This window comes from Variovorax paradoxus (genome assembly GCF_022009635.1).
GTDB lineage: Bacteria > Pseudomonadota > Gammaproteobacteria > Burkholderiales > Burkholderiaceae_C > Variovorax.
The window spans coordinates 2,550,792-2,574,139 of record NZ_CP091716.1 but is presented as its reverse complement, the minus strand read 5'-3'; the positions used below and the strand labels follow the sequence as shown (position 1 = coordinate 2,574,139).

Below are 23,348 nucleotides of genomic sequence, written 5' to 3'. Positions count from 1 at the left end.
GCGTAGGACGGAGGCGGAATAGACGCCTTGTGTTGCGGCGGTGCGACACCCCTCACAGCGTAAAATTTCGCCTTCCTGCCGCCAGCACCTCGCTCATGACCTCCTTCGCAAAAGAAACCCTGCCCATCAGTCTTGAAGAGGAAATGCGTAGCAGCTATCTCGATTACGCCATGAGCGTGATCGTCGGCCGAGCGCTTCCCGACGCCCGTGACGGCCTCAAGCCGGTACACCGCCGCGTGCTCTTCGCGATGCACGAACTCAACAACGACTGGAACCGGCCGTACAAGAAGTCGGCCCGTATCGTCGGCGACGTGATCGGTAAGTACCACCCGCACGGCGACCAGTCGGTCTACGACACCATCGTGCGGCTGGCCCAGGACTTCTCCATGCGCCACATGCTGGTCGACGGCCAGGGCAACTTCGGGTCGGTCGATGGAGACAACGCGGCCGCAATGCGTTATACGGAAATCCGGCTGGCCAAAATTGCGCACGAAATGCTGGCCGATATCGACAAGGAAACTGTCGACTTTCAGGACAATTACGACGGCTCCGAAAAAGAGCCGAAAGTGCTGCCGAGCCAGTTGCCCAATTTGCTGGTCAATGGCTCCGGCGGTATTGCGGTCGGCATGGCCACCAATATTCCGCCGCACAACCTGAACGAGGTCGTCGACGCCTGCCTGTACCTGCTTCGCAACCCCGAGGCCTCCATCGACGAATTGATGGAAATCGTGCCGGCGCCCGACTTCCCCACCGCCGGCATCATCTACGGTATCAACGGCGTGAAGGACGGCTACCGCACCGGCCGCGGCAAGGTCGTGATGCGCGCCAAGTGCCACTTCGAGGACATCGACCGCGGCCAGCGCCAGGCGATCATCGTCGACGAGCTCCCCTACCAGGTCAACAAGAAGACGCTGCAGGAGCGCATGGCAGAGCTGGTGCACGAAAAGAAGATCGAAGGCATCAGCCACATCCAGGACGAGTCCGACAAGTCGGGCATGCGACTGGTGATCGAACTCAAGCGCGGCGAAGTGCCCGAAGTCGTGCTCAACAACCTCTACAAGCAGACGCAGCTGCAGGACACCTTCGGCATCAACATGGTGGCGCTGGTCGACGGCCAGCCCAAGCTGTGCAACCTGAAGGACCTGATCCAGGTCTTCCTGCAGCACCGCCGCGAAGTGGTCACGCGCCGCACCGTCTTCAACCTGCGCAAGGCACGCGAACGCGGCCACGTGCTCGAAGGCCTGGCGGTGGCGCTGGCGAACATCGACGAGTTCATCCGCATCATCCGCGAGTCGCCCACGCCGCCGGTCGCCAAGGCCGAGCTCATGACCCGCAGCTGGGACAGCAAGCTGGTGCGCGAAATGCTCACGCGCTCGCGCGCCGACGGCGGCGTGATCAACGCCGACGACTACCGCCCCGAGGGCCTCGAGCGCGAGTACGGCATGGGGGGCGACGGCCTCTACCGCCTGTCGGACACGCAAGCCCAGGAAATCCTGCAGATGCGCCTGCAGCGCCTGACCGGCCTCGAGCAGGACAAGATCGTGGCCGAGTACAAGGACGTCATGGCCGAGATCGACGACCTGCTCGACATCCTGGCCAAGCCCGAGCGCGTCTCGACCATCATTGGCGAAGAGCTGGGCACCATCAAGCAGGAGTTCGGCCAGTCGAAGATCGGCGCGCGCCGCAGCCTGGTGGAGCACAGCGCCTACGACCTCTCGACCGAAGACCTGATCACCCCGACCGACATGGTGGTGACGCTCTCGCACAGCGGCTACATCAAGAGCCAGCCGCTGGGAGAGTACCGTGCCCAGAAGCGCGGCGGCCGCGGCAAGCAGGCCACCGCCACCAAGGACGACGACTGGATCGACCAGCTCTTCATCGCCAACACGCACGACTACATCCTGTGCTTCTCGAACCGCGGCCGGCTGTACTGGCTCAAGGTGTGGGAAGTGCCGGCAGGTTCACGCGGCTCGCGCGGCCGGCCCATCGTCAACATGTTCCCGCTGCAGGAAGGCGAGAAGATCAACGTCGCGCTTGCCCTCACCGGTGAAAAGCGCAACTTCCCGGCCGACCAGTACGTGTTCATGGCGACCTCGATGGGCACCGTCAAGAAGACCGCGCTCGACGAGTTCAACAACCCGCGCAAGGGCGGCATCATTGCCGTGAACCTCGATGAAGGCGACTACCTGATCGGCGCCGCCCTCACCGACGGCAAGCACGACGTGATGCTCTTCAGCGACGGCGGCAAGGCCGTGCGCTTCGACGAGGAAGACGTCCGCCCGCTGGGCCGCAATGCCCGCGGCGTGCGCGGCATGTCGCTCGAGGCGGGCCAGGGCGTGATCGCCATGCTGGTGGCCGAGGACGAGCAGCAGAGCGTGCTCACCGCGACCGAAAACGGTTACGGAAAACGCACAAGCATTACGGAATACACGCGCCACGGCCGTGGAACCAAAGGCATGATCGCGATTCAACAGAGTGAGCGCAACGGCAAGGTCGTTGCCGCCACACTCGTGCATTCGGATGATGAGATCATGCTCATTACCGACAAGGGCGTGCTTGTACGCACGCGGGTTGCCGAAATTCGCGAACTGGGTCGTGCGACGCAAGGCGTCACGCTGATCGGGCTCGACGAAGGCGCCAAACTCAGCGGGCTGCAACGTATCGTCGAAAACGACGCAAATGGCGAAACCGAGCCTGACGCGGACGATACTTCCTCATCTTCAACGGAGAATCCTCAGTGAAAAAAATCAAACTCGCACTTCTGACGGTCGCCCTGGCTAGCAGTTCGATGGCCGTCATGGCCCAGGACAAGGCCACGCTCATCAAGCAGTTCATCGACATCCAGCGCCCCGGCATCGAATCGCTGGCGCGCGGCCTGGTCGAGCAATCGAGCGCTCCGATCGCACAGGCGGGTTCGCAGTACCTGCAGACGCAGGTGCCGGAAGCCAAGCGTGAAGCAGCCGCCAAGGCCGCCGACGCAGAGCTGAAGAAGTACTTCGACGACGCCTACCCGATCGTGCGCGACAAGGCCGTGCAACTGGCTCCTGGCGCCCTGACCCCCCTGCTCGAGCAGAACTTCAGCGAAGACGAGCTCAAGCAACTGCTGGCCTGGATCAACTCGCCCCTGAGCAAGAAGTACCAGGACCTGAACCCGAAGATGCAGACCGCTCTCACGGAAAAGCTGGTGGCCGACACGCGCGCCACCATCGAACCCAAGATGCGCGCACTCGACGAAAACGTCGCCAAGGCCCTCGGCGCTCCGACCGAGGCTCCCGCCGCCAAGGCTCCGGCCAAGGCACCAGCCAAGAAGTAAAGCAACGTGACCCAGCAGCAGACGCCGGCCGGCAAGCGCCCCTACAACTTTTCGGCCGGTCCGGCTGCCATGCCGGAGGCGGTGCTGCAACGCGCTGCCTCCGAAATGCTCGACTGGCACGGCAGCGGCATGAGCGTGATGGAAATGAGCCATCGCGGCAAGGAATTCGGCTCGATCTGCACGCAGGCCGAAGCCGACATCCGCACGCTGCTGGCCGTGCCCTCCAATTTCCACGTCCTGTTCATGCAGGGCGGCGGCCTCGGCGAGAACGCCATCGTTCCGCTGAACCTGTCGCGCGGCAAGACCGCCGACTTCGTCATCACCGGCAGCTGGAGCGCCAAGTCGCACAAGGAAGCGCAGCGCTACTGCACCGCGCGCGTGATTGCTAGCAACGCCGACGACCAGCACACCCGATTGCCCGATCCCGCGACCTGGCAGCTGTCCAAGGACGCCTCGTACGTGCATGTGTGCTCCAACGAGACCATCAACGGCATCGAATTCCAGCAGCTGCCCGACCTGGCGGCGCTCGGCAGCAATGCCCCGCTGGTCATCGATTTCTCGTCGCACGTCGCCTCGCGCAGCGTCGACTGGAGCCGCGTGGGCCTGGCCTTCGGCGGCGCGCAGAAGAACCTCGGCCCGGCCGGCCTGACGATCGTCGTCGTGCGTGACGACCTCCTCGGCCACGCCCTCGAGATCTGCCCCAGCGCGTTCAACTACAAGACCGTGGCCGACAACAACTCCATGTACAACACCCCACCGACCTGGGGCATCTACATGGCGGGGCTCACGTTCCAGTGGCTGCTGCAACAGAAGGAAGGCGAGTTCACCGGCGTCGCGGCCATGGAGCAGCGCAACATCGCGAAGGCGAAGCTGCTGTACGACTTCATCGACGGCTCCGACTTCTACGCCAACCGCATCGACCCCGGCTGCCGCTCACGCATGAACGTGCCGTTCTTCCTGGCTGACGAAGGCCGCAACGAGGCCTTCCTGGCCGGCGCGCGCGAAGCCGGGCTGCTGCAGCTCAAGGGCCATAAGTCGGTCGGCGGCATGCGCGCCAGCATTTACAACGCCATGCCGCTGGAAGGGGTGCAGGCACTCGTGGGCTACATGCGAGAATTCGAGCGATCGCATGCCTAGGCGCATGCTCCGCTCAGTTGCTCGCACCGATGACCGCCTCCGCCCCCACACCACCCTCCTCTCCTTCCGATAACTCCGAAAGCCTGGCCGATCTGCGCGTGCAGATCGACTCGCTCGACCAGCGACTGCTCAGCCTGCTCAATGAGCGGGCCCATGTGGCCGAGCTGGTCGGCGAGGTCAAGAAGCGCGAGGGCACGCCGTTCTTCCGCCCCGATCGCGTGGCGCAGGTCATCGACAAGATGCAGAAGAGCAACGGAGGTCCGCTCAAGGACCTCCATGTGGCGGCCATCTGGCGCGAGATCATGTCGGCCTGCCTGGCGCTCGAATCGCCCCAGCGCGTGGCCGTTCTCGGCCCCGAAGGCACTTTCTGCGAACAGGCCGCCATCGATTACTTCGGCGGCGCCGCCGACCTGATCTACTGCGCCAGCTTCGACGAGGTGTTCCACGCCACGGCCGCCGGCAGCGCCCAGTACGGGGTGGTCGGCGTCGAGAACTCGACCGAAGGCGTGGTCACGCGTTCGCTCGACCTTTTCCTGCACTCGCCCACCCATGTCGTAGGCGAAGTCAGCCTGCTGGTGCGCCACCACCTCCTGCGCAGCAGCAACTCGCTCGAAGGCGTGGAAGCCGTGCTGGCCCATCCGCAGGCGCTGGCCCAGTGCCAGACCTGGCTGTCCAAGCACCTGCCGAACGCCGAACGGCGCGCCGTGTCGAGCAACGCCGAAGGCGCCCGCCTCGCCTCCACCAACCCGGCCTGGGCCGCGCTGGCCGGCGAACGCGCCGCCACCCGCTTCGGCCTGCACATCGTAGCGCACGCCATCCAGGACGACTCGTACAACCGCACCCGCTTCTCCGTCATCTGCCTGCCGCAGACGCTGGCCATGCCGCCGGCCTCGGGCCGCGACTGCACCAGCCTGATCGTCTCGGTGCCCAACCGGCCCGGCGCGGTGCATGACCTGCTGGTGCCGCTGAAGGCGAACAACGTGTCGATGACCCGCTTCGAGTCGCGCCCCGCGCGCACCGGCCAGTGGGAGTACTACTTCTACATCGACCTCGACGGCCACCCCTCGCAGCCCAACGTGGCCGCGGCGCTGGCCGAACTGCGCGGACTCTGCGCCTTCTACAAGGTGCTGGGCGCCTATCCCGTCAAGTCCTGAGCGGCGGGCAGACACACAGATGTTCGAACAACTGGGACTGATCGGCTGCGGCCTGATGGGCGGCTCCTTCGCGCTCGCGCTCAAGCGCGCGAAGCTGGTGAAACGCGTGGTGGGCTACAGCAAGTCGCCCTCCACCACCGAGCGGGCACGCCAGCTAGGCGTGATCGACGTGGCGGCGCCCTCGGCGCTGCTGGCGGTGTCGGGCGCCGACATCGTGCTGCTGGCGGTGCCGGTGGCTGCATCGGAAGCCACCTTCAAGGCCATCCGCCACGGCATCGCGAGCGAAACGCTGGTGATGGACGTCGGCTCGACCAAGGGCGACGTGATCGAGGCCGCCCGCAACGGGCTGCAGCGCCAGTTCGCCAACTTCGTGCCGGCGCATCCGATCGCAGGCAAGGAGCTGTCGGGCATCGAGCACGCCGAGGCCTCGCTCTTCAATGGCCGCCAGGTCGTGCTGACGCCGGTGAAGACCACGCTGCGCTCCAACGTGCAGCGGGCCTCGCAGGTGTGGAGCGGCATCGGCGCGCACGTGGTCACCATGACGCACGAAGAGCACGACGCCGCCTTCGCCGCCGTGAGCCACCTGCCGCACCTGCTGGCCTTCGCGTACACCAACGCCATCGCCAGCCAGCCGCAGGGCGACCGCTTCCTGAGCCTCGCGGGCCCGGGTTTCCGCGATTTCTCCCGCATCGCGGCCAGCGACCCGGTCATGTGGCGCGACGTGCTGCTGGCCAACCGCCAACAGGTGCTGGAGCAGTCGCAGGCCTTCCGCAAGGCGCTCGAAGACCTCGAAACGCTGATGACCGCGGGCGACCTGCAGGGGCTGGAGCAAGCCATTGCCGCCGCCAGCAAGACCCGCGCTGCCTGGAAGCCGGCGACCGACACCTCGTCGCTGCAGCAGGACAACTGAGATGTTCTCGACGACCTTCCTCGACCTCCCGGCCCTTGCTGGCGCGGACGGCACGGTCCGGCTGCCGGGCTCCAAGAGCATCTCCAACCGCGTGCTGCTGCTGGCGGCGCTCGCAAGCGGCACCACCACCATCCACGACCTGCTCGATTCCGACGACACCCGCGTGATGCTCACCGCGCTGCGCGCGCTCGGCTGCGGCATCGATCCGGACGGCAACACGCTGCGCATCACCGGCCTCGGCGGCAAGCTGAAGCCCAGCGAGACGCTGCTGCCGCTGTTCCTTGGCAACGCCGGCACCGCGATGCGCCCGCTCACGGCCGCCCTGTCGCTGCTGGGCGGCGAATTCGAGCTGAGCGGCGTGCCGCGCATGCACGAGCGCCCCATCGGCGACCTGGTCGACGCGCTGACCCAGCTCGGCTGCCGCATCGACTACCTCGGCAACCCCGGCTATCCACCGCTGCGCATCCATCCGGTGCCGCACGGCGAACTGGCGCTCGACACCCCGATCCGCGTGCGCGGCGACGTATCGAGCCAGTTCCTGACCGCGCTGCTGCTGGCGCTGCCGCTGGCGGCCGCCGGCGACATCGTGATCGAGGTGGTCGGCGAGCTGATCTCCAAGCCCTACATCGAGATCACGCTGAACCTGCTGGCGCGCTTCGGCATCCAGGTGCGGCGCGACGGCTGGGAACGCTTCACCATTCCGGCCGGCAGCCAATACAGCTCGCCGGGCGACATCCATGTCGAGGCCGACGCATCGTCTGCTAGCTATTTCATAGCACTGGGTGCCATTGCCACTGGCGTTTCCGGCAAGGACGGCATCCGCATCGAGGGCGTGGGCGCCGATTCGATCCAGGGCGACATCCGCTTCATCGACGCCGCCCGCCAGATGGGCGCACAGGTCGACAGCGGCCCCAACTGGCTCGAAGTGCGCCGTGGCGCCTGGCCGCTCAAGGCCATCGACCTGGACGCCAACCACATCCCCGACGCCGCGATGACGCTGGCCGTCATGGCGCTGTATGCCGACGGCCCGACCACGCTGCGCAATATCGCAAGCTGGCGCGTGAAGGAAACCGACCGCATCGACGCGATGGCCAACGAGCTGAAGAAGCTCGGCGCCTCGGTCGAGGCCGGGCCGGACTTCATCCGCGTGCAACCGCTGGCGCAGGCCGGCTGGCGCCCGGCGAGCATCCACACCTACGACGACCACCGCGTGGCCATGTGCTTCTCGCTGGCGGCGTTCAACCCGGCCGGCGTGCCGGTGCGCATCCTCGATCCGCACTGCGTCGCCAAGACCTTCCCCGACTACTTCGAGACCCTGTTCTCGGTGGCCGAAGCCACCGAAGTGCCGGTGATCTGCATCGACGGCCCGACCGCCTCCGGCAAGGGCACGCTGGCCGCCGAGGTGGCGCGGCTGCTGGGCTACCACTACCTCGATTCGGGCTCGCTCTACCGGGTGACCGGCCTGGCCATGCGCCGCGCCGGCCTGAGCGCCGACGCCCAGCACGAAGCCCAGATCGCCGCCCTGGCCGCCGCCCTGCCTCTTCAATTCACCGAGGGCAAGGTGCTGTTGGCCGGCGAAGACGTCAGCGACGAGATCCGCACCGAGGCCGCCGGCATGGACGCCTCCCGCGTCTCCACGCTGCCCGCGGTGCGCGAGGCGCTGCTGGCGCTGCAGCAGCGCTTCCGCCAGCTGCCCGGCCTGGTGGCCGACGGCCGCGACATGGGCACCGTGATCTTCCCCGACGCAACGCTCAAGGTCTTCCTCACGGCCAGCGCCGCCGAGCGCGCCGAACGGCGCCATAAGCAGTTGATTTCAAAGGGTATTTCGACTACACTCGACAGTCTTCGCTCCGACTTGGAAGCACGCGACGCCAGGGATTCATCCCGCAGCGTCGCCCCTCTCAAGCCGGCGCAGGACGCACGCCATCTCGACAACTCCCAGCTGTCCATCGAGCAATCGATCGATCAGGTGTTGGACTGGTGGCAGCAAGTACAGCCTTTCAAGTCCGCTTGAAAAGCTGGCGCCAGACGGAATATCCGAAGGCGCATACCGCTCCAGCAGGCTCTCTTCGCGCGACAGCGCACCGGCCTGCTGGTTGTTTAACCAACCGGGCACCAGCCCACAAAACCGCCGTCTCCAGACCCACAGCAGCCGCACGCAATTTCGCAAGAGCGCCTGCCAACCCTGCCTGACGGAAGGAACCATAAATGTCTGAATCTTTTGCCGACCTATTCGAAGAGTCCCTGAAGCGTTCCGAAATGCGCACCGGCGAGGTCATCACGGCCGAAGTCGTGCGTGTCGAACACAACCACGTCGTCGTCAACGCCGGTCTGAAGTCCGAAGCGTATGTGCCGATCGAAGAGTTCAAGAACGACAAGGGCGAACTCGAAGTTCAGGCCGGTGACTTCGTTTCCGTTGCCATCGGCAGCGTCGAAAACGGCTACGGCGACACCATCCTCTCGCGCGACACCGCCAAGCGTCTGGCTTCGTGGCTCGCGCTCGAGAAGGCGCTGGAATCGGGCGACTTCGTCACCGGCACCACCAGCGGCAAGGTCAAGGGCGGCCTCACGGTCCTGGTCAACGGCATCCGCGCATTCCTGCCGGGCTCGCTGATCGACACGCGTCCGATCAAGGACCTGACCCCGTACGAGAACAAGACCCTCGAATTCAAGGTCATCAAGCTCGACCGCAAGCGCAACAACGTCGTGCTGTCGCGCCGTGCCGTGGTCGAAGCCAGCATGGGCGAAGAACGCGCCAAGCTGATGGAAACGCTGAAGGAAGGCGCAGTCGTGCGCGGCGTGGTCAAGAACATCACCGAATACGGTGCGTTCGTGGACCTCGGCGGCATCGACGGCCTGCTGCACATCACCGACATGGCATGGCGCCGTGTCCGCCACCCGAGCGAAGTCGTTCAGGCCGGCCAGGAAATCACCGCCAAGATCCTCAAGTTCGACACCGAAAAGAACCGTGTCTCGCTGGGTCTCAAGCAAATGGGTGATGACCCGTGGATGGGCGTTTCGCGCCGCTACCCGCAATCGACCCGCCTGTTCGGCAAGGTCACGAACATTGCCGACTACGGCGCGTTCGTCGAACTCGAACCCGGCATCGAAGGCCTGGTGCACGTCTCCGAAATGGACTGGACCAACAAGAACATCGCTCCGAACAAGATCGTCTCGCTGGGCGACGAAGTCGAAGTCATGGTCCTGGAAATCGACGAAGACAAGCGCCGCATCAGCCTGGGCATGAAGCAGTGCAAGGCCAACCCGTGGCAAGAGTTCGCTCAGAACACGAAGCGTGGCGACCGCGTCAAGGGCCCGATCAAGTCGATCACCGACTTCGGCGTGTTCGTGGGCCTGGCTGCCGGCATCGACGGCCTGGTGCACCTGTCGGACCTCTCGTGGAACGAAGCCGGCGAAACCGCCGTTCGCAACTACAAGAAGGGCCAGGAAGTCGAAGCGATCGTGCTGGCAGTCGACGTCGACCGCGAGCGCATCTCGCTGGGCATCAAGCAGCTCGACAGCGACCCGTTCACCACGTTCACCACCGTGAACGACAAGGGCCAGATCGTGACCGGCAAGGTCAAGACCGTGGACGCCCGCGGCGCTGAAATCGACCTCGGCGAAGACATCATCGGCTACCTGCGTGCTTCGGAAATCTCGCGCGACCGCGTCGAAGATGCCCGCAACGTGCTGAAGGAAGGCGACGAAGTCACCGCCATCGTCGTGAACGTGGATCGCAAGACCCGCAACATCCAGCTGTCGATCAAGCAGAAGGACATGGTCGACGAACAAGGCGCCATGGCCAGCCTGAGCCAGCAGTCGGCACGCGAAAACGCGGGCACGACCAGCCTGGGCGCACTGCTGCGCGCCAAGCTCGACAACAGCGACAACAAGTAAGCTGAGTCCGGAGACAGAGCAGGCCCTGGGGCCGCTCTGTCTTTTTTTTCGTCCACGTTTTTGTTTGGCCTATGACCCGCTCAGACCTCGTCGAAGAACTCGCAGCCCGCTTTGCGCAACTGACGCACCGCGACGCCGAATACGCAGTCAAGACCATCCTCGACGCGATGAGCGACGCGCTGGTGCGCGGACACCGCATCGAGATCCGTGGCTTCGGCAGCTTCTCGGTCAACCGCCGTCCGCCGCGCATCGGCCGCAACCCGCGTTCGGGCGAGAGCGTGCAGATCCCCGAAAAACGGGTGCCGCACTTCAAGCCCGGCAAGGCGCTGCGCGAAGCGGTGGATGCCAAGACGGCAGAGCTCGACGCCGGCAAGGAAGCCAAGGCCCGCAAGGCCTGACGGACAGGCGGCCCCGATGGCTGCAAACGTAGAATCGTCCCGCCAACGGGAACGTGCATGAAATACCTCCTGTGGCTGCTCAAGGCAGCCATTTTTTTTACGCTCTTCGCCTTCGCGCTGAACAACCAGCACGACGCGACCGTCTATTTCTTCTTCGGCACCTACTGGCGCGCACCGCTGGTGCTCGTCGTGCTCGCGGCCTTCGCCGGCGGGCTCGTGGTGGGTGCGCTCGGCATGCTGCCGGGCTGGTGGAAACACCGTACCGCGGCGGCGCAGTTGCCAGCAGTTCCTTCCGAAGCCCCCCTCCCCGTGGCACCGGCGGCCACGGCCGCCCCCGTCGCGGCCCCGCCCATTTCCGCCACCGACCTTCCCGCCGTACGTCAACATGGACTTTGATCCCAGCTGGCTGCTGATCGGCCTGCCCATCGCCTTCGTGCTGGGCTGGCTCGCATCGCGCTTCGACATCCGCCAGCTCAAGCTCGAGAACAGGCAAGCCCCCAAGGCCTACTTCCGCGGCCTGAACTTCCTGCTCAACGAGCAGCAGGACCAGGCCATCGACGCCTTCATCGAGGCCGTGCAGAACGACCCCGACACGCAGGAGCTGCATTTCGCCCTCGGCAACCTGTTTCGCCGCCGCGGCGAATACCAGCGCGCCGTGCGCGTGCACGAGCACCTGCTGGGTCGCGGCGACCTGAGTCGCACCGACCGTGAACGCGCCCAGCACGCCCTGGCGCAGGACTTCCTGCGCGCCGGCCTGCTCGACCGCGCCGAAGCCGCGCTGCAGAAGCTCGAAGGCACGCGCTACGAGAACGAGGCGCGGCTCTCGCTGCTGGCCATCTACGAACGCTCGCGCGAATGGGCCCAGGCCGCCGATGTGGCCCAGAAGCTCGACGAGTCCGACCAGGCGAGCTACGCCACGCGCCGCGCGCATCACCTGTGCGAGCAGGCCACCGAACGCGTGGCCGCCAGCGACCTGCCCGGCGCCACCAAGCTGCTGGCGCAGGCGGTCGAGCTGGCTCCGCAGGCGCCGCGCCCGGCCATCGATACCGCCAACCTCCAGCTGCGCAAGAGCGAGCCGGCCGCCGCCTTCGACACCCTCGTGGCACTCAGCGAAACCGCACCGCTCGCGCTGCCGCTCTATGCCGCCACGCTGCAGCAGGCGGCCGTCGGCGCGCATCGCGAAGGCGAAGCGCTGGCGCTGCTGCAGCGGCGCTATGTGGAGTCGCCGTCGATCGACGTGCTCGAGGCACTCATCGCCCTCGGCGGCACGCCCAGCGCCACCGCGGAAGAGCCGCAACCCACGCCGCGCGACGGCTACATCGCCCACCTCGCGCAGCAGCCATCGCTGGTGGCCGCGTCGCGCTGGCTCGCGGGCGAGCGCTTCGAGCACGAGCAGTTCCATCCGCAGGTGCAGCGCGCGCTCGACCAGGCCACGCGGCCGCTGATGCGCTATCGCTGCGCGGCCTGCGGTTTCGAGGCGCACCAGTACTTCTGGCACTGCCCCGGCTGCCAGGCTTGGGACAGCTATCCGCCCCGCCGCGTGGAAGAACTCTGACCACAATTCAGAACAATAGTCACCCGGAGGCTGTTGCGGCCCGAGGGCGTCAACGCCCCGCTCCCTGATCCCGTTGTGCCCGGGCCGACGTTCTTGTCGGCTGTCAGTCACATCAACAAATCACAGGGAGTTTTCAATATGTTCAAGAAGCTGTTGGCCACCACGGCCATGCTGTTCGCCGTCGCCTCGTTCGCCGCCGTCGACGCCAACAAGGGCACGGCTGCCGAACTCGACGGCCTCAAGGGTGTCGGGCCCGCCATGTCCAAGCGCATCATCGACGCGCGCAAGGAAAAGGAATTCAAGGACTGGCCCGACTTCATGCAGCGCGTGAAGGGCGTGAAGGAAAAGAAGGCCGCCAAGCTGTCGGCCGAGGGCCTCACGGTCAACGGCCAGGCCTTCTCCGAAGGGGCCGCCGCGCCCAAGGAAGGCAAGGCGGCCAAGGCCTCCAAGTCCTGAGCCTCTCCGGCACACCACGAAGCCGCCTCCGGGCGGCTTTTTCATTGCCGACTCATCGGCGGCGGCTTGCGGATAATCCCCCGCATGCTGCTGAACGCCCTTGTCATCTGTCTTGCCGCCTGCGTCGGCGCCCTCATGCGCTGGGGCTTTGCCACCTGGCTCAACCCCGGAGGCGTGCTTCCCTGGGGCACGCTGGCGGTCAACCTGATCGGCGGCTATCTCATCGGCATCGCCATCGGCGTGTTCAACGGCCTGCCGGACATCGACCCGGCCTGGCGCCTGATGGTCATCACAGGCTTCCTCGGCACGCTCACCACCTTCTCCAGTTTCTCGGCAGAGATCGTCGGCATGCTGATGAATGGCCGGCTCGGCCTCGCGCTGGCCACGCTCATGCTGCACCTGGGCGGCTCGTTGTGCCTCACCTGGCTCGGCTTTCGAACCGTGCAGGCTTTCTCGGCCTGAATGTCCCGAAAACTGCCTTATGTCTTGCGGTTATAGATAAGGCCTTTGATAGGGGCCGCCGATAGAATCAACCACAATGCCCCTGGTCTTTCTCGTCGCCCTCCCATTCATTGCCAGCGTGCTGGCCGCGTTGATGCCTTCCAACGCGCGCAACAGGGAGTCGACGCTCGCGGGGCTCGTGGCGCTGGGCTGCGCCATCCAGACCGCGTGGCTCTTTCCGCAGATCGCGCACGGCAACGTGCTGCGGCAAGAAATCCAGTGGCTGCCGGCCCTCGGCCTGAACCTGGTGTTCCGCATGGACGGCTTCGCATGGCTGTTCTGCATGCTGGTGCTGGGCATCGGCGCGCTGGTGGTGCTGTATGCGCGCTACTACATGTCGGCCTCCGACCCGGTGCCGCGCTTCTTCTCGTTCTTCCTCGCGTTCATGGGCGCGATGATGGGTGTGGTGCTCTCGGGCAATCTCATCCAGATGGTGCTCTTCTGGGAGCTCACCAGCCTTTTCTCCTTCCTGCTGATCGGCTACTGGCACCACCGCCGTGACGCGCGGCGCGGCGCGCGCATGGCGCTCACCGTCACCGGCGCGGGCGGGCTGTGCCTGCTGGCGGGCGTGCTGGTGCTGGGCCGCATCGTCGGCAGCTACGAACTCGACGTGGTGCTGGCCTCGGGCGATTTGATCCGCGCGCATGCGCTCTACCCGGTCGCGCTGGTGCTGATATTGCTCGGCGCCTTCACCAAGAGCGCGCAGTTCCCGTTCCACTTCTGGCTGCCGCGCGCGATGGCCGCGCCCACGCCGGTGTCGGCCTACCTGCACTCGGCCACCATGGTGAAGCTGGGCGTGTTCCTCATGGCGCGGCTGTGGCCGGTGCTCTCGGGCACCGAGCAATGGTTCTGGCTGGTGGGCGGCGCGGGCGCCATCACGCTGCTGCTGGGCGGCTTCATCGCCATGTTCCAGCGCGACCTGAAAGCGCTGCTCGCCTACTCGACCATCTCGCACCTCGGGCTCATCACGCTGCTGCTGGGCCTGAACAGCCCGCTCGCCGCCGTGGCCGCCGTCTTCCACGTGATGAACCACGCGACCTTCAAGGCGTCGCTGTTCATGGCGGCCGGCATCATCGACCACGAGACCGGCACGCGCGACATCCGCAAGCTCAGCGGCCTGATGCGGCTCATGCCCATCACGGGCACGCTGGCCATCATCGCCAGCGCCTCGATGGCCGGCGTGCCGCTGCTCAACGGCTTCCTCTCGAAGGAAATGTTCTTCGCCGAGACGGTGTTCATCCAGGCCACGCCGTGGGTCGACTTCAGCCTGCCGGTCATCGCGACCATCGCCGGCATCTTCAGCGTGGCGTATTCGGCGCGCTTCGTGTTCGACGTGTTCTTCGGGCCGCCCTGCGGCGACGAGGTGCCCAAGCATCCGCACGAGCCGCCGCACTGGATGCGCGTGCCGGTCGAGTTGCTGGTGCTGCTGTGCCTGGTGGTGGGCGTGGCGCCGGCATGGTCCGTCGGGCCGATGCTCGCCGCCGCCGCCACGCCCGTGGTCGGCGGCACGCTGCCCGAATACAGCCTGGCCGTCTGGCACGGCTTCAACCTGCCGCTGCTGATGAGCTTCGTGGCGCTGGCGGGCGGCGCCGCGCTCTACCTGCTGCAGCGCCGCCGGCGCGCGAGAGGCGGCCTCGAGAACACGCCGCTGCTGCACCGCTTCGACGGCCAGGTCATCTTCGAGCACCTGATCGCGCTGCTGAGCGAAGCCGGCCGGCGCAGCCGCCGCCTGTTCGGCACGAAGCGCATGCAGTGGCAGTTGCTGCTGCTGGTGGTGGTGGCCGTCGCGGGCGCGACCGCCGCGCTCTCGCTCACGCCCGCCGCGCCCGGCACGCGCGAGCTGCTGCCCTTCTCGCCGATGTTCGCCATGACCTGGCTCATCGGCGGCACCTGCGCGGTGGCCGCCGCGTGGCAGGCCAAGTTCCACCGGCTGGCGGCACTGATGCTGGCAGCAGGAGCGGGCCTGGTCTCGTGCGTTACCTACATCTGGTTCTCGGCCCCCGACCTCGCGCTGACCCAGCTGGTGGTCGAGGCCGTCACCACGGTGCTGATCCTGCTGGGCCTGCGCTGGCTGCCGATGCGCAGCAAGGACGTCGTGCAGCCCGCGCGGGCGCGGCTCAGGCCCTGGGGCCGCCGCGGCCGCGACTTGCTGATCGCCGCCATCGCGGGCAGCGGCATGGCCGCGCTGGCCTGGGCCATGATGACGCGCGAATTCCCGCAGAGCATTTCGCCCTTCTTCCTCGAACGCGCGCTCACCGAGGGCGGTGGCACGAACGTGGTCAACGTGATGCTGGTCGACTTCCGCGGCTTCGACACCTTCGGCGAGATCACCGTGCTGGGCATCGTGGCGCTCACGGTGTATGCGCTGCTGCGGCGCTTCCGCCCCGCCATCGAGTCGATGGCGCTGCCGATCCAGCAGCGGCTGCAGGCCGACGACGGCAGCAGCGACCTGCTGAACCCGCGCCGCGCCAAGGACACCGCCGTCGGCTACCTGATGGTGCCGGCCGTGCTGGTGCGACTGCTGCTGCCCATCTCGGTGCTGGTGTCGGTCTACTTCTTCATGCGCGGCCACAACGCGCCGGGTGGCGGCTTCGTCGCCGGGCTGGTGATGTCGGTCGCGCTGGTGCTGCAGTTCATCGTGTCGGGCACCGAATGGGTGGAAGAGCACCTGCGCATCTACCCGCGCCGCTGGATCGCCATCGGCCTGCTGCTGGCGCTGGCCACCGGCGGCGGCGCGGTGTTCTTCGGCTACCCCTTCCTGACCACGCACACCGCGCACCTGCACCTGCCGGTGCTGGGCGAAGTGCACGTGCCCAGCGCCCTCTTCTTCGACATCGGCGTGTTCGCGCTGGTGCTCGGCGCCACCATGCTGATCCTGACCGCGCTGGCCCACCAGTCGATCCGTAGCCACCGCTGGGCCGACGAGCAAAAAGAAAAAGAATCCGAGGCGTCCGCCGTCGCCGCGGCCGAGGGAGGAGCCGGCTGATGGAAATCGTGCTCGCACTCGCCATCGGCGTGCTCACCGGCTCGGGCGTCTACATGCTGCTGCGCCCGCGCACCTTCCAGGTCATCATGGGCCTGACGCTGATCTCGTACGCGGTCAACCTGTTCATCTTCAGCATGGGCCGGCTCAAGGTCGACAGCGAGCCGGTGCTCATCAAGGGCTTCCAGGCCACGCTGGCCAACACGGCCGACCCGATGCCGCAGGCGCTGGTGCTCACCGCCATCGTGATCGGCTTCGCGATGACGGCGCTCTTCCTGGTCGTGATGCTCACCTCGCGCGGCCTCACCGGCACCGACCACGTGGACGGTGAAGAACGGCAGGAGGCGGAATGAGCGCCGCACGGCCGCCCGAAGGCGCGGGCCCCCGTGAGGGGGTTGGCGCAGCACACGCAGTGGCAAGCCTGGGGGCTAGCCAATGACAGAAATCTTCCACCTTCTCGACCAGCTGCTCGAGTTCAGCATGCCGCACCTGGTGGCGGTGCCGATCCTCGTGCCAATGCTCACGGCCGCGCTCATGCTGCTGCTGGGCGAGAACCGCCGGCGCACCAAGTCTTTCCTGAGCGTGGTCTCGGGCCTCGTCGGCCTGCTGGCGGCGCTGGCGCTGCTGCGCTGGGTGAACGCGCCCGAAACCGGCGGCGGACCCGGCTCCATTGGCGTGTACCTGCCGGGCAACTGGCGCGCGCCCTTCGGCATCGTGCTGGTGGCCGACCGGCTCTCGACCATGATGGTGGCGCTCACCGGCGTGGTGGCCTTCGCGGCGTCGATCTATTCCACCTCGCGCTGGGACCGCGCGGGCGTGCACTTCCATCCGCTGCTGCAGCTGCAGCTCATGGGCCTGAACGGCGCCTTCCTCACGGGCGACCTGTTCAACCTGTTCGTGTTCTTCGAGGTGATGCTGGCGGCCTCCTACGGCCTGCTGCTGCACGGCTCCGGCCGGCTGCGCGTGCAGGCGGGGCTGCACTACATCGCGATCAACCTCGCGGCGTCCTCGCTGTTCCTGATCGGCGCCGCCATCCTCTACGGCGTGACCGGTACGCTGAACATGGCCGACCTGGGCATGCGCATCGCCGAACTCGCGCCGGGCGACCGCGGCCTGGTGCACGCGGCCACGGCCATTCTCTTCACCGCCTTCTTCGCCAAGGCAGGGGCGTGGCCGCTCAACTTCTGGCTGGTGCCGGCCTACAGCTCGGCGGTGTCGCCGGTGGGCGCGGTGTTCGCGCTGCTCACCAAGCTGGGCGTCTACACCGTGCTGCGGCTGTGGACGGTGCTGTTCGCGCCCGACACCGGCGCATCGGCCGCCTTCGGCCAGCCGGTGCTGGTGGGCGCGGGCATCGCGACGCTGTTCGTGGCGGCCTTCGGCATCGTCGGCACGCAGCGGCTGTCGAACCTCGCGGGCTTCAGCGTGCTGATCTCGGCGGGCACGCTGCTCGCCGCGGTGGGACTGGGGCAGCCGGCCGTGTGGGCCGGGGCGCTCTTCTACATGCTGAGCTCCACCCTCGCGGTGAGCGCCTTCTTCCTGCTGATCGACATGATCGAGCGCTGGCGCAATGCCGGCATGAGCGTCGCGCCGCACGAGGCCGCGGGCACCGCCCCTTTCCTGGCCGAAGACCTGAGCGCGCTGAGCGACGTGAACCTGGACGACGACGCGCAGGCGCTCTACGGCCGCGCGATTCCGGCCGGTGTCGCCTTCCTGGGCCTGAGCTTCCTGATCTGCACGCTGCTGCTGACCGGCCTGCCGCCGCTGTCGGGCTTCGTCGGCAAGTTCGCGATGCTCACGGGGCTGATGGGCGTCAACGGCGCGATCGGCGCCGCCGGCTGGACTTTCCTGGTGCTACTGATCGCCTCCGGCTTCCTGGCGTTGATCGCGCTGACCCGCACCGGCATCCGGCATTTCTGGACCCAGCCGCACGGCAACCTGCCCTCGCTGCCGGCGCTCGAGGTGCTGCCCGTGGCCGGGCTGATCGCGACCTGCATCGCGCTCACGGTCTGGGCCGAACCGGTGCTGCGCCACGCGATGGCCACCGCCGAGGGCCTGCGCACGCCCACGGCCTATCGCGCGGCGGTGATGCAGGCGCGGCAGGTGCCCAATCCAGTACCGGCCGCCAAAGCGGAAGCAAAGGGCGCCACGCCATGAGACGCCTGATTCCCTCCCCGCCGCTGTCCCTGGCGCTGTTCGTCATCTGGCTGCTGCTGAACCAGTCGCTCGAGGCAAGCACGCTGCTGTCGGGCGTGCTGCTCGCCATCGCCGTGCCGCTGCTGACCCAGGGCCTGCGGCCCGCCACGGTGCGCATGCGCCGGCCCGGCGTGGCGCTTCGGCTGTCGGCCATCGTGCTCTACGACATGTCGGTGTCGGTCTTCGCGGTGGCGCGCGCGCTGCTCACGCGCCGCAGCGAACACATCCAGGCGAGCTTCCTGCGCATACCGCTGGACATGCGCGACCCCAACGGCCTCGCGGTGCTCGCGATGATCATGTGCCTCACGCCCGGAACCGCCTGGGGCGAGGTGGCCTTCGACCGCAGCACCCTGCTGATCCACGTGTTCGACCTCGAGGACGAGGCGGCCTTCATCGCTCAGATCAAGAGCCGCTACGAACGTCCGCTGATGGAGATCTTCGAATCATGACGCCCATCCTTTTCTGGTCGCTCAAGTTCGCGCTGTTCCTGCTGGCGGTGGCCATGCTCTGCGCCGTCGCGCGCCTGCTCATCGGCCCTTCCGCACAAGACCGCGTGATGGCGCTGGACTGCCTCTACATCAACGGCATGCTGATGATGCTGGTGCTGGGCATCGTCTACTCGAGCGACGTGTACTTCGCGGCCGCGATGCTGATCGCGCTCTTCGGCTTCGTCAGCTCGACGGCGATGGCCAAGTTCCTGCTGCGCGGGGAGGTGATCGAATGAACGACTCGCTGCCGCTGTGGGCCGAGATCGTCACCGCCGTCTTCGTGGTGCTTGGCGCGGCTTTCGCGGCCATCGGCTCCTTCGGCCTGGTGCGGCTGCCGAGCTTCTTTCGCCGCATCCACGCGCCCACGCTGGGTGCCACCGGCGGCGTGTGGTCGATGACGGTCGCCACCATCGTGTATTTCTCGGCGCAGGACCACGGCTTCTCGCTGCACGGCGTGCTGATCGTGCTGTTCGTGGCGCTCACCACGCCAGTCACCACCATCTTCCTGATGCGCGCCGCGCTGTTCCGCGAGCGGCAAAAGAACGGCGACGTGCCGCCGCCCTCGCCTTCCGACCAGGGACCGATCCCGCCCTACGAGGGCTGACGGGGCCGGTCCGGCGCCATCCTTAGTTGGGCGTCATGCGCACGCCCTTGTCGAGGAACTCGTTGGTGAAGAGCGTCGCGGGGTCGTAGGGCTTGTCGATGCCGATCAGCGAAGACACCAGCTCGTAGTCGGTCTTCACGCGCTGGCCATCGAAGGCGCCGAGCGCCACCTTGGTGGTGGTGTCGTCGCGCATCAGCTGCTTGATGCGGTTCCACTGGTCGCGCTGGTTGTCGGGGGAAAGGCCGCTCACGCTGGCCGTGAGCGCCTGCAGGCAGGGCTCGAAGTCTTTCACGCAAGCCTCGTAGGCGCGCTGCGTCACCGCCACGAACTTCTTCACCTGCGCCGGGTTCTTCGCCAGGTAGGGGCCGTTCACGATCAGCGAATTGCCGTACACGTTCACGCCCGCGTCGCGCCACGCCTGGAAGCCCAGGTCGGCACCGAACTCGCGCGCCTTCAGGTCGTGCTCGTTGTAGAAGTCGCTGATGATGTCGACCGACTTGCTCTTCAGCGCCGCCACCTTGGCCTGCGGGCTCACGTTCACGAAGGTGACGCTGGCCGGGTCGAGCCCCGCTTTCTTGGCGAAGGCCGGCCACATGAGGCGCGCGGCATCGCCGGGCGGGTTGCCGATCTTGCGGCCCGCGAAGTCCTTCGGCCCGTTGATGCCCGACGACTTCAGCCAGTAGAAGCCCTGCGGGCTGTTCGCGTAGATGACCATCACCGCCTTCACGTCGGCGCCCTTGCCCTTGGCCTGGATGGTGGTCGGCAGATCGGAAATGCCCAGGGTGCTGCCGCCGGTGCCCACGCGCTGCGCCGACACCGCCGAGCCCTTGCCGGCCTCGATGCTCAGGTCGATGCCCGCTTCGCTGTACCAGCCCTTGGCCTTGGCGTAGTAGAGCGGCGCATGGTCGGCCGTGGGCGTCCAGTTGAGCATCAGGCTCATGGCGTCGGCCGCGAACGCGGTGGAAACGCCGGTGGCCGAGGCCATCAGCAATGCGGTGGCGCCGGCGGCCGACAACAGCTTTTTCATGCGGATCACTCCAAAAGAGGGTAAAAACAGAGGCTGAAAATCATATTACCAACTGTTTGGTTGACAGGCAATCGATGCTGTCCCTGCAACAAGCCAGAATCCATTCACCATGCCCGAAACCTCTTCCAGCACCACCGCAGCCCCGGCCACGAAGCGCGAGCGCGACCCCGCCGCCGCCAAGCAGGCCCTCATCGCCGCCGCCGTGGCGGAGTTCGCCAGCAAGGGATTCGCGGGCGCGCGGGTCGACGTGATCGCCTCCGAGGCGGGCGTCAACAAGCAGCTCGTCTATCACTACTTCGACAGCAAGCAGGGCCTGTACCTGGTGGCGCTCGAATCGGTCTACGCCGAGATCCGCGAGAAGGAACAGAAGCTCACGCTCGGCGCGCTGGAGCCGCTGGAGGCGATGTCGCAGCTGGTCGCTTTCTCCTTCGACTACCTGGCCGAGCACCCCGAATTCATCGCGCTGCTGGCCGACGAGAACCGCAACCACGGCTCGCACCTGCGCGAGTCGGAGCGGCTGCAGAAGATGCACTCGCCCTTCATCGAGATGCTCGAGGCCACGCTGGAGCGCGGCGTGGCCGCCGGCGTGTTCCGGCCCGACTTCGACGCGATCAACCTCTACATCTCGATCGCCGGCATCTCGTACTTCTTCTTCTCCAACAACCACACGCTGTCGGCCATCTTCGGCAAGGCGCTGGACTCGCGCGGCGCGCTGCTCAAGCGCCGGCGGCACGTCATCGAATTCGCGCTGAACGCCCTGCGACCCTGACTCCAGAAAAATATCAACCAGTTGGTTGACTCGAGCCGACTCGGCTCCTATGATCCGCCGCATTGCTTCCTACGACCCGGGAATTGAAATGACGGCACCTGAAGGCGCGCTGGCGCCCCCTGCAATCGCGACGCCAGGCAAGACGACGGCCAGCGGCGAACGCCCCGAATGGCACCGCTGGGCCATCGTGGTCGCGGTGCACATCGCGGGCATCGCACTGTGGGAACTGGTGGTGCGGGTCTTCGCGATCCAGCCCTTCATCCTGCCGGCGCCGTCGAAGGTGCTGGCCACGCTCTTCAACCCCAACTACAGCTGGCTGAAGAACACCGGCGTCACCGCCGTCGAGGTGTTCGGCGGCTACGCGCTGGGCCTGGTGCTGGGCATTCTTTGCGCCCTGCTCTTCATCACCAGCCGCCGGCTGATGCTGCTGGCGTTCCCGCTGCTGGTCACGCTCAACATGATTCCGAAGGTGGCGATGGGCCCGCTGGTGATCGTGTGGTTCAGCTACGGCATCGGGCCGAACATCCTCATCACCTTCAGTCTCTGCTTCTTCCCGATCCTGCTGACCACCATCCGCGGCCTGAACGAGACCGAGCCCGAGCTGCTCGACCTGGTGCGCGCGCTCAAGGGCTCGCGCTGGCAGCTGTTCCGCTACATCCAGCTGCCGGGCTCGCTGCCCTACGTGTTCTCGGGCATGAAGGTCGCGACCATCCTCGCCGTGGCGGGCGCGGTGGTCGGCGAGTTCATCGCCTCGGAACGGGGCCTGGGCTATCTGATGATCCAGGTGCAGGCCTCCCTCGACACGCCCGCGGTCTTCATGGCCGTGCTGCTCATCACGGGCCTGGGCGTTCTGCTCTACCTGCTGGTGCTCCTGCTGGAGCGCCTTTTCATCACCCAGGACGCAAGAATCCAATGAACACCACTCCTGTCCTCGACGACCTTCCCTTTCCCGAGCGCTTCGAGACCGAAGCCGCGCTCGAAGACTACCTGGCCACCCCCTCGCGCGACCTGGTGCGCGACATGGCGCGCATCGACGGCGACCTGATGATCCTCGGCGTGGGCGGCAAGATGGGCCCGACGCTCGCCCGCCTCGCGAAGAACGCGATGCCCGGCCGCCGCGTGATCGCGGTGGCCCGCTTCAGCGAGGCCGGCGTGCGCGAATCGCTGGAAGCGCACGGCATCGAGACCATCGCCTGCGACCTGCTCGACCGCGCCGCCATCGCGCAGCTGCCGCAGTGCGCCAACGTGGTGTTCATGGCTGGGCGCAAGTTCGGCGCGGACGCGAACAACCCGCTGACCTGGGCCATGAACGCGCACGTGCCGGCGCTGGTGGCGGAGCACTTTCGGGCGTCGCGCATCGTGGCCTTCTCGACCGCCTGCGTGTACCCCTTCGTGCCGGTGACCAGCCAGGGCGCCAGCGAGAGCGACGCGCCCAACCCGCCCGGCGAATACGCCAACTCCTGCGTGGGCCGCGAGCGCATGTTCGAGTACTTCTCGCAGCAGCACGGCACGCCCGGGCGCCTGTTCCGCCTGAGCTACGCCATCGACCTGCGCTACGGCGTGCTGGCCGACGTGGCGCTGAAGGTGTGGCGCGGCGAGCCGGTCGACGTGACCATGGGGCACGTCAACGTGATCTGGCAGGGCGACGCGAACGCGCAGGCGCTGCGCTGCCTGGCCGCCGCCACCGTGCCGACCTCGCCGCTCAACGTGAGCGGCCCGGAGACCACTTCGATCCGCTGGCTGGCCGAGGCTTTCGGCCACTACTTCGGCAAGCCCGTGACCATCAGCGGGCAAGAAGCCTCCACCGCCTGGCTCATGAACACCGGCGAGGCCGAGCGCCTCTTCGGCTATCCGCGCGTGCCGCTGGCGCAGCAGATCCGCTGGGTCGCCGACTGGATCTCGCGCGAGCAGCGCCAGTACGGCAAGCCGACCAAGTTCGAATCGCGCGACGGAAAGTACTGAC

The 23,348-nt window shown here is 66.8% G+C and carries 22 protein-coding genes; 21 read left to right on the top strand and 1 reads right to left on the bottom strand.

Annotation, left to right across the window (positions count from 1 at the left end):
- Nucleotides 1-95: 95 nt before the first annotated feature.
- From gyrA to mnhG, 18 genes are all read left to right on the top strand, one after another.
- Nucleotides 96-2,741, top strand: a complete 2,646-nt coding sequence (gyrA, locus tag L3V85_RS12055) for a DNA gyrase subunit A (protein ID WP_237679433.1) — start codon at nucleotides 96-98, stop codon at nucleotides 2,739-2,741.
- A complete protein-coding gene (locus tag L3V85_RS12050; RefSeq protein ID WP_237679432.1) occupies nucleotides 2,738-3,313 on the top strand; it encodes a DUF2059 domain-containing protein in 576 nt (191 codons plus the stop codon). The genes gyrA and L3V85_RS12050 overlap by 4 nt, the downstream gene beginning before the upstream one ends.
- A gap of 69 nt (nucleotides 3,314-3,382) precedes the next feature.
- Nucleotides 3,383-4,450 (top strand): 3-phosphoserine/phosphohydroxythreonine transaminase, encoded by a 1,068-nt coding sequence (gene serC / locus L3V85_RS12045; RefSeq protein ID WP_237680548.1) that lies wholly within the window; start codon nucleotides 3,383-3,385, stop codon nucleotides 4,448-4,450.
- A gap of 29 nt (nucleotides 4,451-4,479) precedes the next feature.
- Nucleotides 4,480-5,604 (top strand): prephenate dehydratase, encoded by a 1,125-nt coding sequence (gene pheA / locus L3V85_RS12040; protein ID WP_237679431.1) that lies wholly within the window; start codon nucleotides 4,480-4,482, stop codon nucleotides 5,602-5,604.
- Between the two features lie 19 nt (nucleotides 5,605-5,623).
- Nucleotides 5,624-6,514, top strand: coding sequence for a prephenate dehydrogenase (locus L3V85_RS12035; protein ID WP_237679430.1), 891 nt, complete (start codon nucleotides 5,624-5,626; stop codon nucleotides 6,512-6,514).
- A 1-nt stretch (nucleotide 6,515) separates the two neighbouring features.
- Nucleotides 6,516-8,528 (top strand): bifunctional 3-phosphoshikimate 1-carboxyvinyltransferase/cytidylate kinase, encoded by a 2,013-nt coding sequence (locus L3V85_RS12030; RefSeq protein WP_237679429.1) that lies wholly within the window; start codon nucleotides 6,516-6,518, stop codon nucleotides 8,526-8,528.
- A gap of 194 nt (nucleotides 8,529-8,722) precedes the next feature.
- Entirely contained in the window at nucleotides 8,723-10,411 is a 1,689-nt protein-coding gene (rpsA, locus tag L3V85_RS12025; protein WP_081266812.1) for a 30S ribosomal protein S1, read from the top strand.
- A 71-nt stretch (nucleotides 10,412-10,482) separates the two neighbouring features.
- A complete protein-coding gene (locus L3V85_RS12020; protein WP_093236803.1) occupies nucleotides 10,483-10,809 on the top strand; it encodes an integration host factor subunit beta in 327 nt (108 codons plus the stop codon).
- 57 nt (nucleotides 10,810-10,866) lie between these two features.
- Nucleotides 10,867-11,205 (top strand): LapA family protein, encoded by a 339-nt coding sequence (locus tag L3V85_RS12015; protein WP_237679428.1) that lies wholly within the window; start codon nucleotides 10,867-10,869, stop codon nucleotides 11,203-11,205.
- Nucleotides 11,195-12,364 (top strand): lipopolysaccharide assembly protein LapB, encoded by a 1,170-nt coding sequence (gene lapB, locus L3V85_RS12010; protein ID WP_237679427.1) that lies wholly within the window; start codon nucleotides 11,195-11,197, stop codon nucleotides 12,362-12,364. The genes L3V85_RS12015 and lapB overlap by 11 nt, the downstream gene beginning before the upstream one ends.
- A 138-nt stretch (nucleotides 12,365-12,502) precedes the next feature.
- Nucleotides 12,503-12,820, top strand: coding sequence for a ComEA family DNA-binding protein (locus tag L3V85_RS12005; RefSeq protein ID WP_237679426.1), 318 nt, complete (start codon nucleotides 12,503-12,505; stop codon nucleotides 12,818-12,820).
- An 84-nt stretch (nucleotides 12,821-12,904) separates the two neighbouring features.
- Nucleotides 12,905-13,282 (top strand): fluoride efflux transporter CrcB, encoded by a 378-nt coding sequence (crcB, locus tag L3V85_RS12000; RefSeq protein ID WP_237679425.1) that lies wholly within the window; start codon nucleotides 12,905-12,907, stop codon nucleotides 13,280-13,282.
- A 76-nt stretch (nucleotides 13,283-13,358) separates the two neighbouring features.
- Nucleotides 13,359-16,307 carry a monovalent cation/H+ antiporter subunit A gene (locus tag L3V85_RS11995; RefSeq protein ID WP_237679424.1) on the top strand — a complete coding sequence of 983 codons (2,949 nt, stop codon included), beginning with the start codon at nucleotides 13,359-13,361 and terminating at the stop codon, nucleotides 16,305-16,307.
- On the top strand, nucleotides 16,307-16,657 hold the full coding sequence (locus L3V85_RS11990; RefSeq protein WP_237679423.1) for a Na+/H+ antiporter subunit C: 351 nt from the start codon (nucleotides 16,307-16,309) through the stop codon (nucleotides 16,655-16,657). Before L3V85_RS11995 ends, L3V85_RS11990 begins: the two co-directional genes overlap by 1 nt.
- A gap of 82 nt (nucleotides 16,658-16,739) precedes the next feature.
- Nucleotides 16,740-18,458 carry a monovalent cation/H+ antiporter subunit D gene (locus L3V85_RS11985; protein WP_237679422.1) on the top strand — a complete coding sequence of 573 codons (1,719 nt, stop codon included), beginning with the start codon at nucleotides 16,740-16,742 and terminating at the stop codon, nucleotides 18,456-18,458.
- Nucleotides 18,455-18,946 (top strand): Na+/H+ antiporter subunit E, encoded by a 492-nt coding sequence (locus L3V85_RS11980; protein WP_237679421.1) that lies wholly within the window; start codon nucleotides 18,455-18,457, stop codon nucleotides 18,944-18,946. The genes L3V85_RS11985 and L3V85_RS11980 overlap by 4 nt, the downstream gene beginning before the upstream one ends.
- The gene (locus L3V85_RS11975; RefSeq protein WP_237679420.1) at nucleotides 18,943-19,221 is read left to right on the top strand and encodes a K+/H+ antiporter subunit F; all 279 of its coding nucleotides are present in this window, start codon (nucleotides 18,943-18,945) and stop codon (nucleotides 19,219-19,221) included. The genes L3V85_RS11980 and L3V85_RS11975 overlap by 4 nt, the downstream gene beginning before the upstream one ends.
- Nucleotides 19,218-19,589 (top strand): monovalent cation/H(+) antiporter subunit G, encoded by a 372-nt coding sequence (mnhG, locus tag L3V85_RS11970; RefSeq protein ID WP_237679419.1) that lies wholly within the window; start codon nucleotides 19,218-19,220, stop codon nucleotides 19,587-19,589. The genes L3V85_RS11975 and mnhG overlap by 4 nt, the downstream gene beginning before the upstream one ends.
- 22 nt (nucleotides 19,590-19,611) lie before the next feature.
- Here the strand turns inward: mnhG and L3V85_RS11965 are convergent, their stop codons facing one another.
- Nucleotides 19,612-20,616 (bottom strand): ABC transporter substrate-binding protein, encoded by a 1,005-nt coding sequence (locus L3V85_RS11965; RefSeq protein ID WP_237679418.1) that lies wholly within the window; start codon nucleotides 20,614-20,616, stop codon nucleotides 19,612-19,614.
- 109 nt (nucleotides 20,617-20,725) lie between these two features.
- Here L3V85_RS11965 and L3V85_RS11955 point away from each other — a divergent pair, with 109 nt between their 5' ends.
- From L3V85_RS11955 to L3V85_RS11945, 3 genes are all read left to right on the top strand, one after another.
- Nucleotides 20,726-21,385, top strand: coding sequence for a TetR family transcriptional regulator (locus L3V85_RS11955; RefSeq protein WP_272934787.1), 660 nt, complete (start codon nucleotides 20,726-20,728; stop codon nucleotides 21,383-21,385).
- Nucleotides 21,386-21,473: 88 nt separating this feature from the next.
- A complete protein-coding gene (locus tag L3V85_RS11950; RefSeq protein WP_237679417.1) occupies nucleotides 21,474-22,301 on the top strand; it encodes an ABC transporter permease in 828 nt (275 codons plus the stop codon).
- Nucleotides 22,298-23,347, top strand: coding sequence for an NAD-dependent epimerase/dehydratase family protein (locus tag L3V85_RS11945; protein WP_237679416.1), 1,050 nt, complete (start codon nucleotides 22,298-22,300; stop codon nucleotides 23,345-23,347). Before L3V85_RS11950 ends, L3V85_RS11945 begins: the two co-directional genes overlap by 4 nt.
- Nucleotide 23,348: the final 1 nt, after the last annotated feature.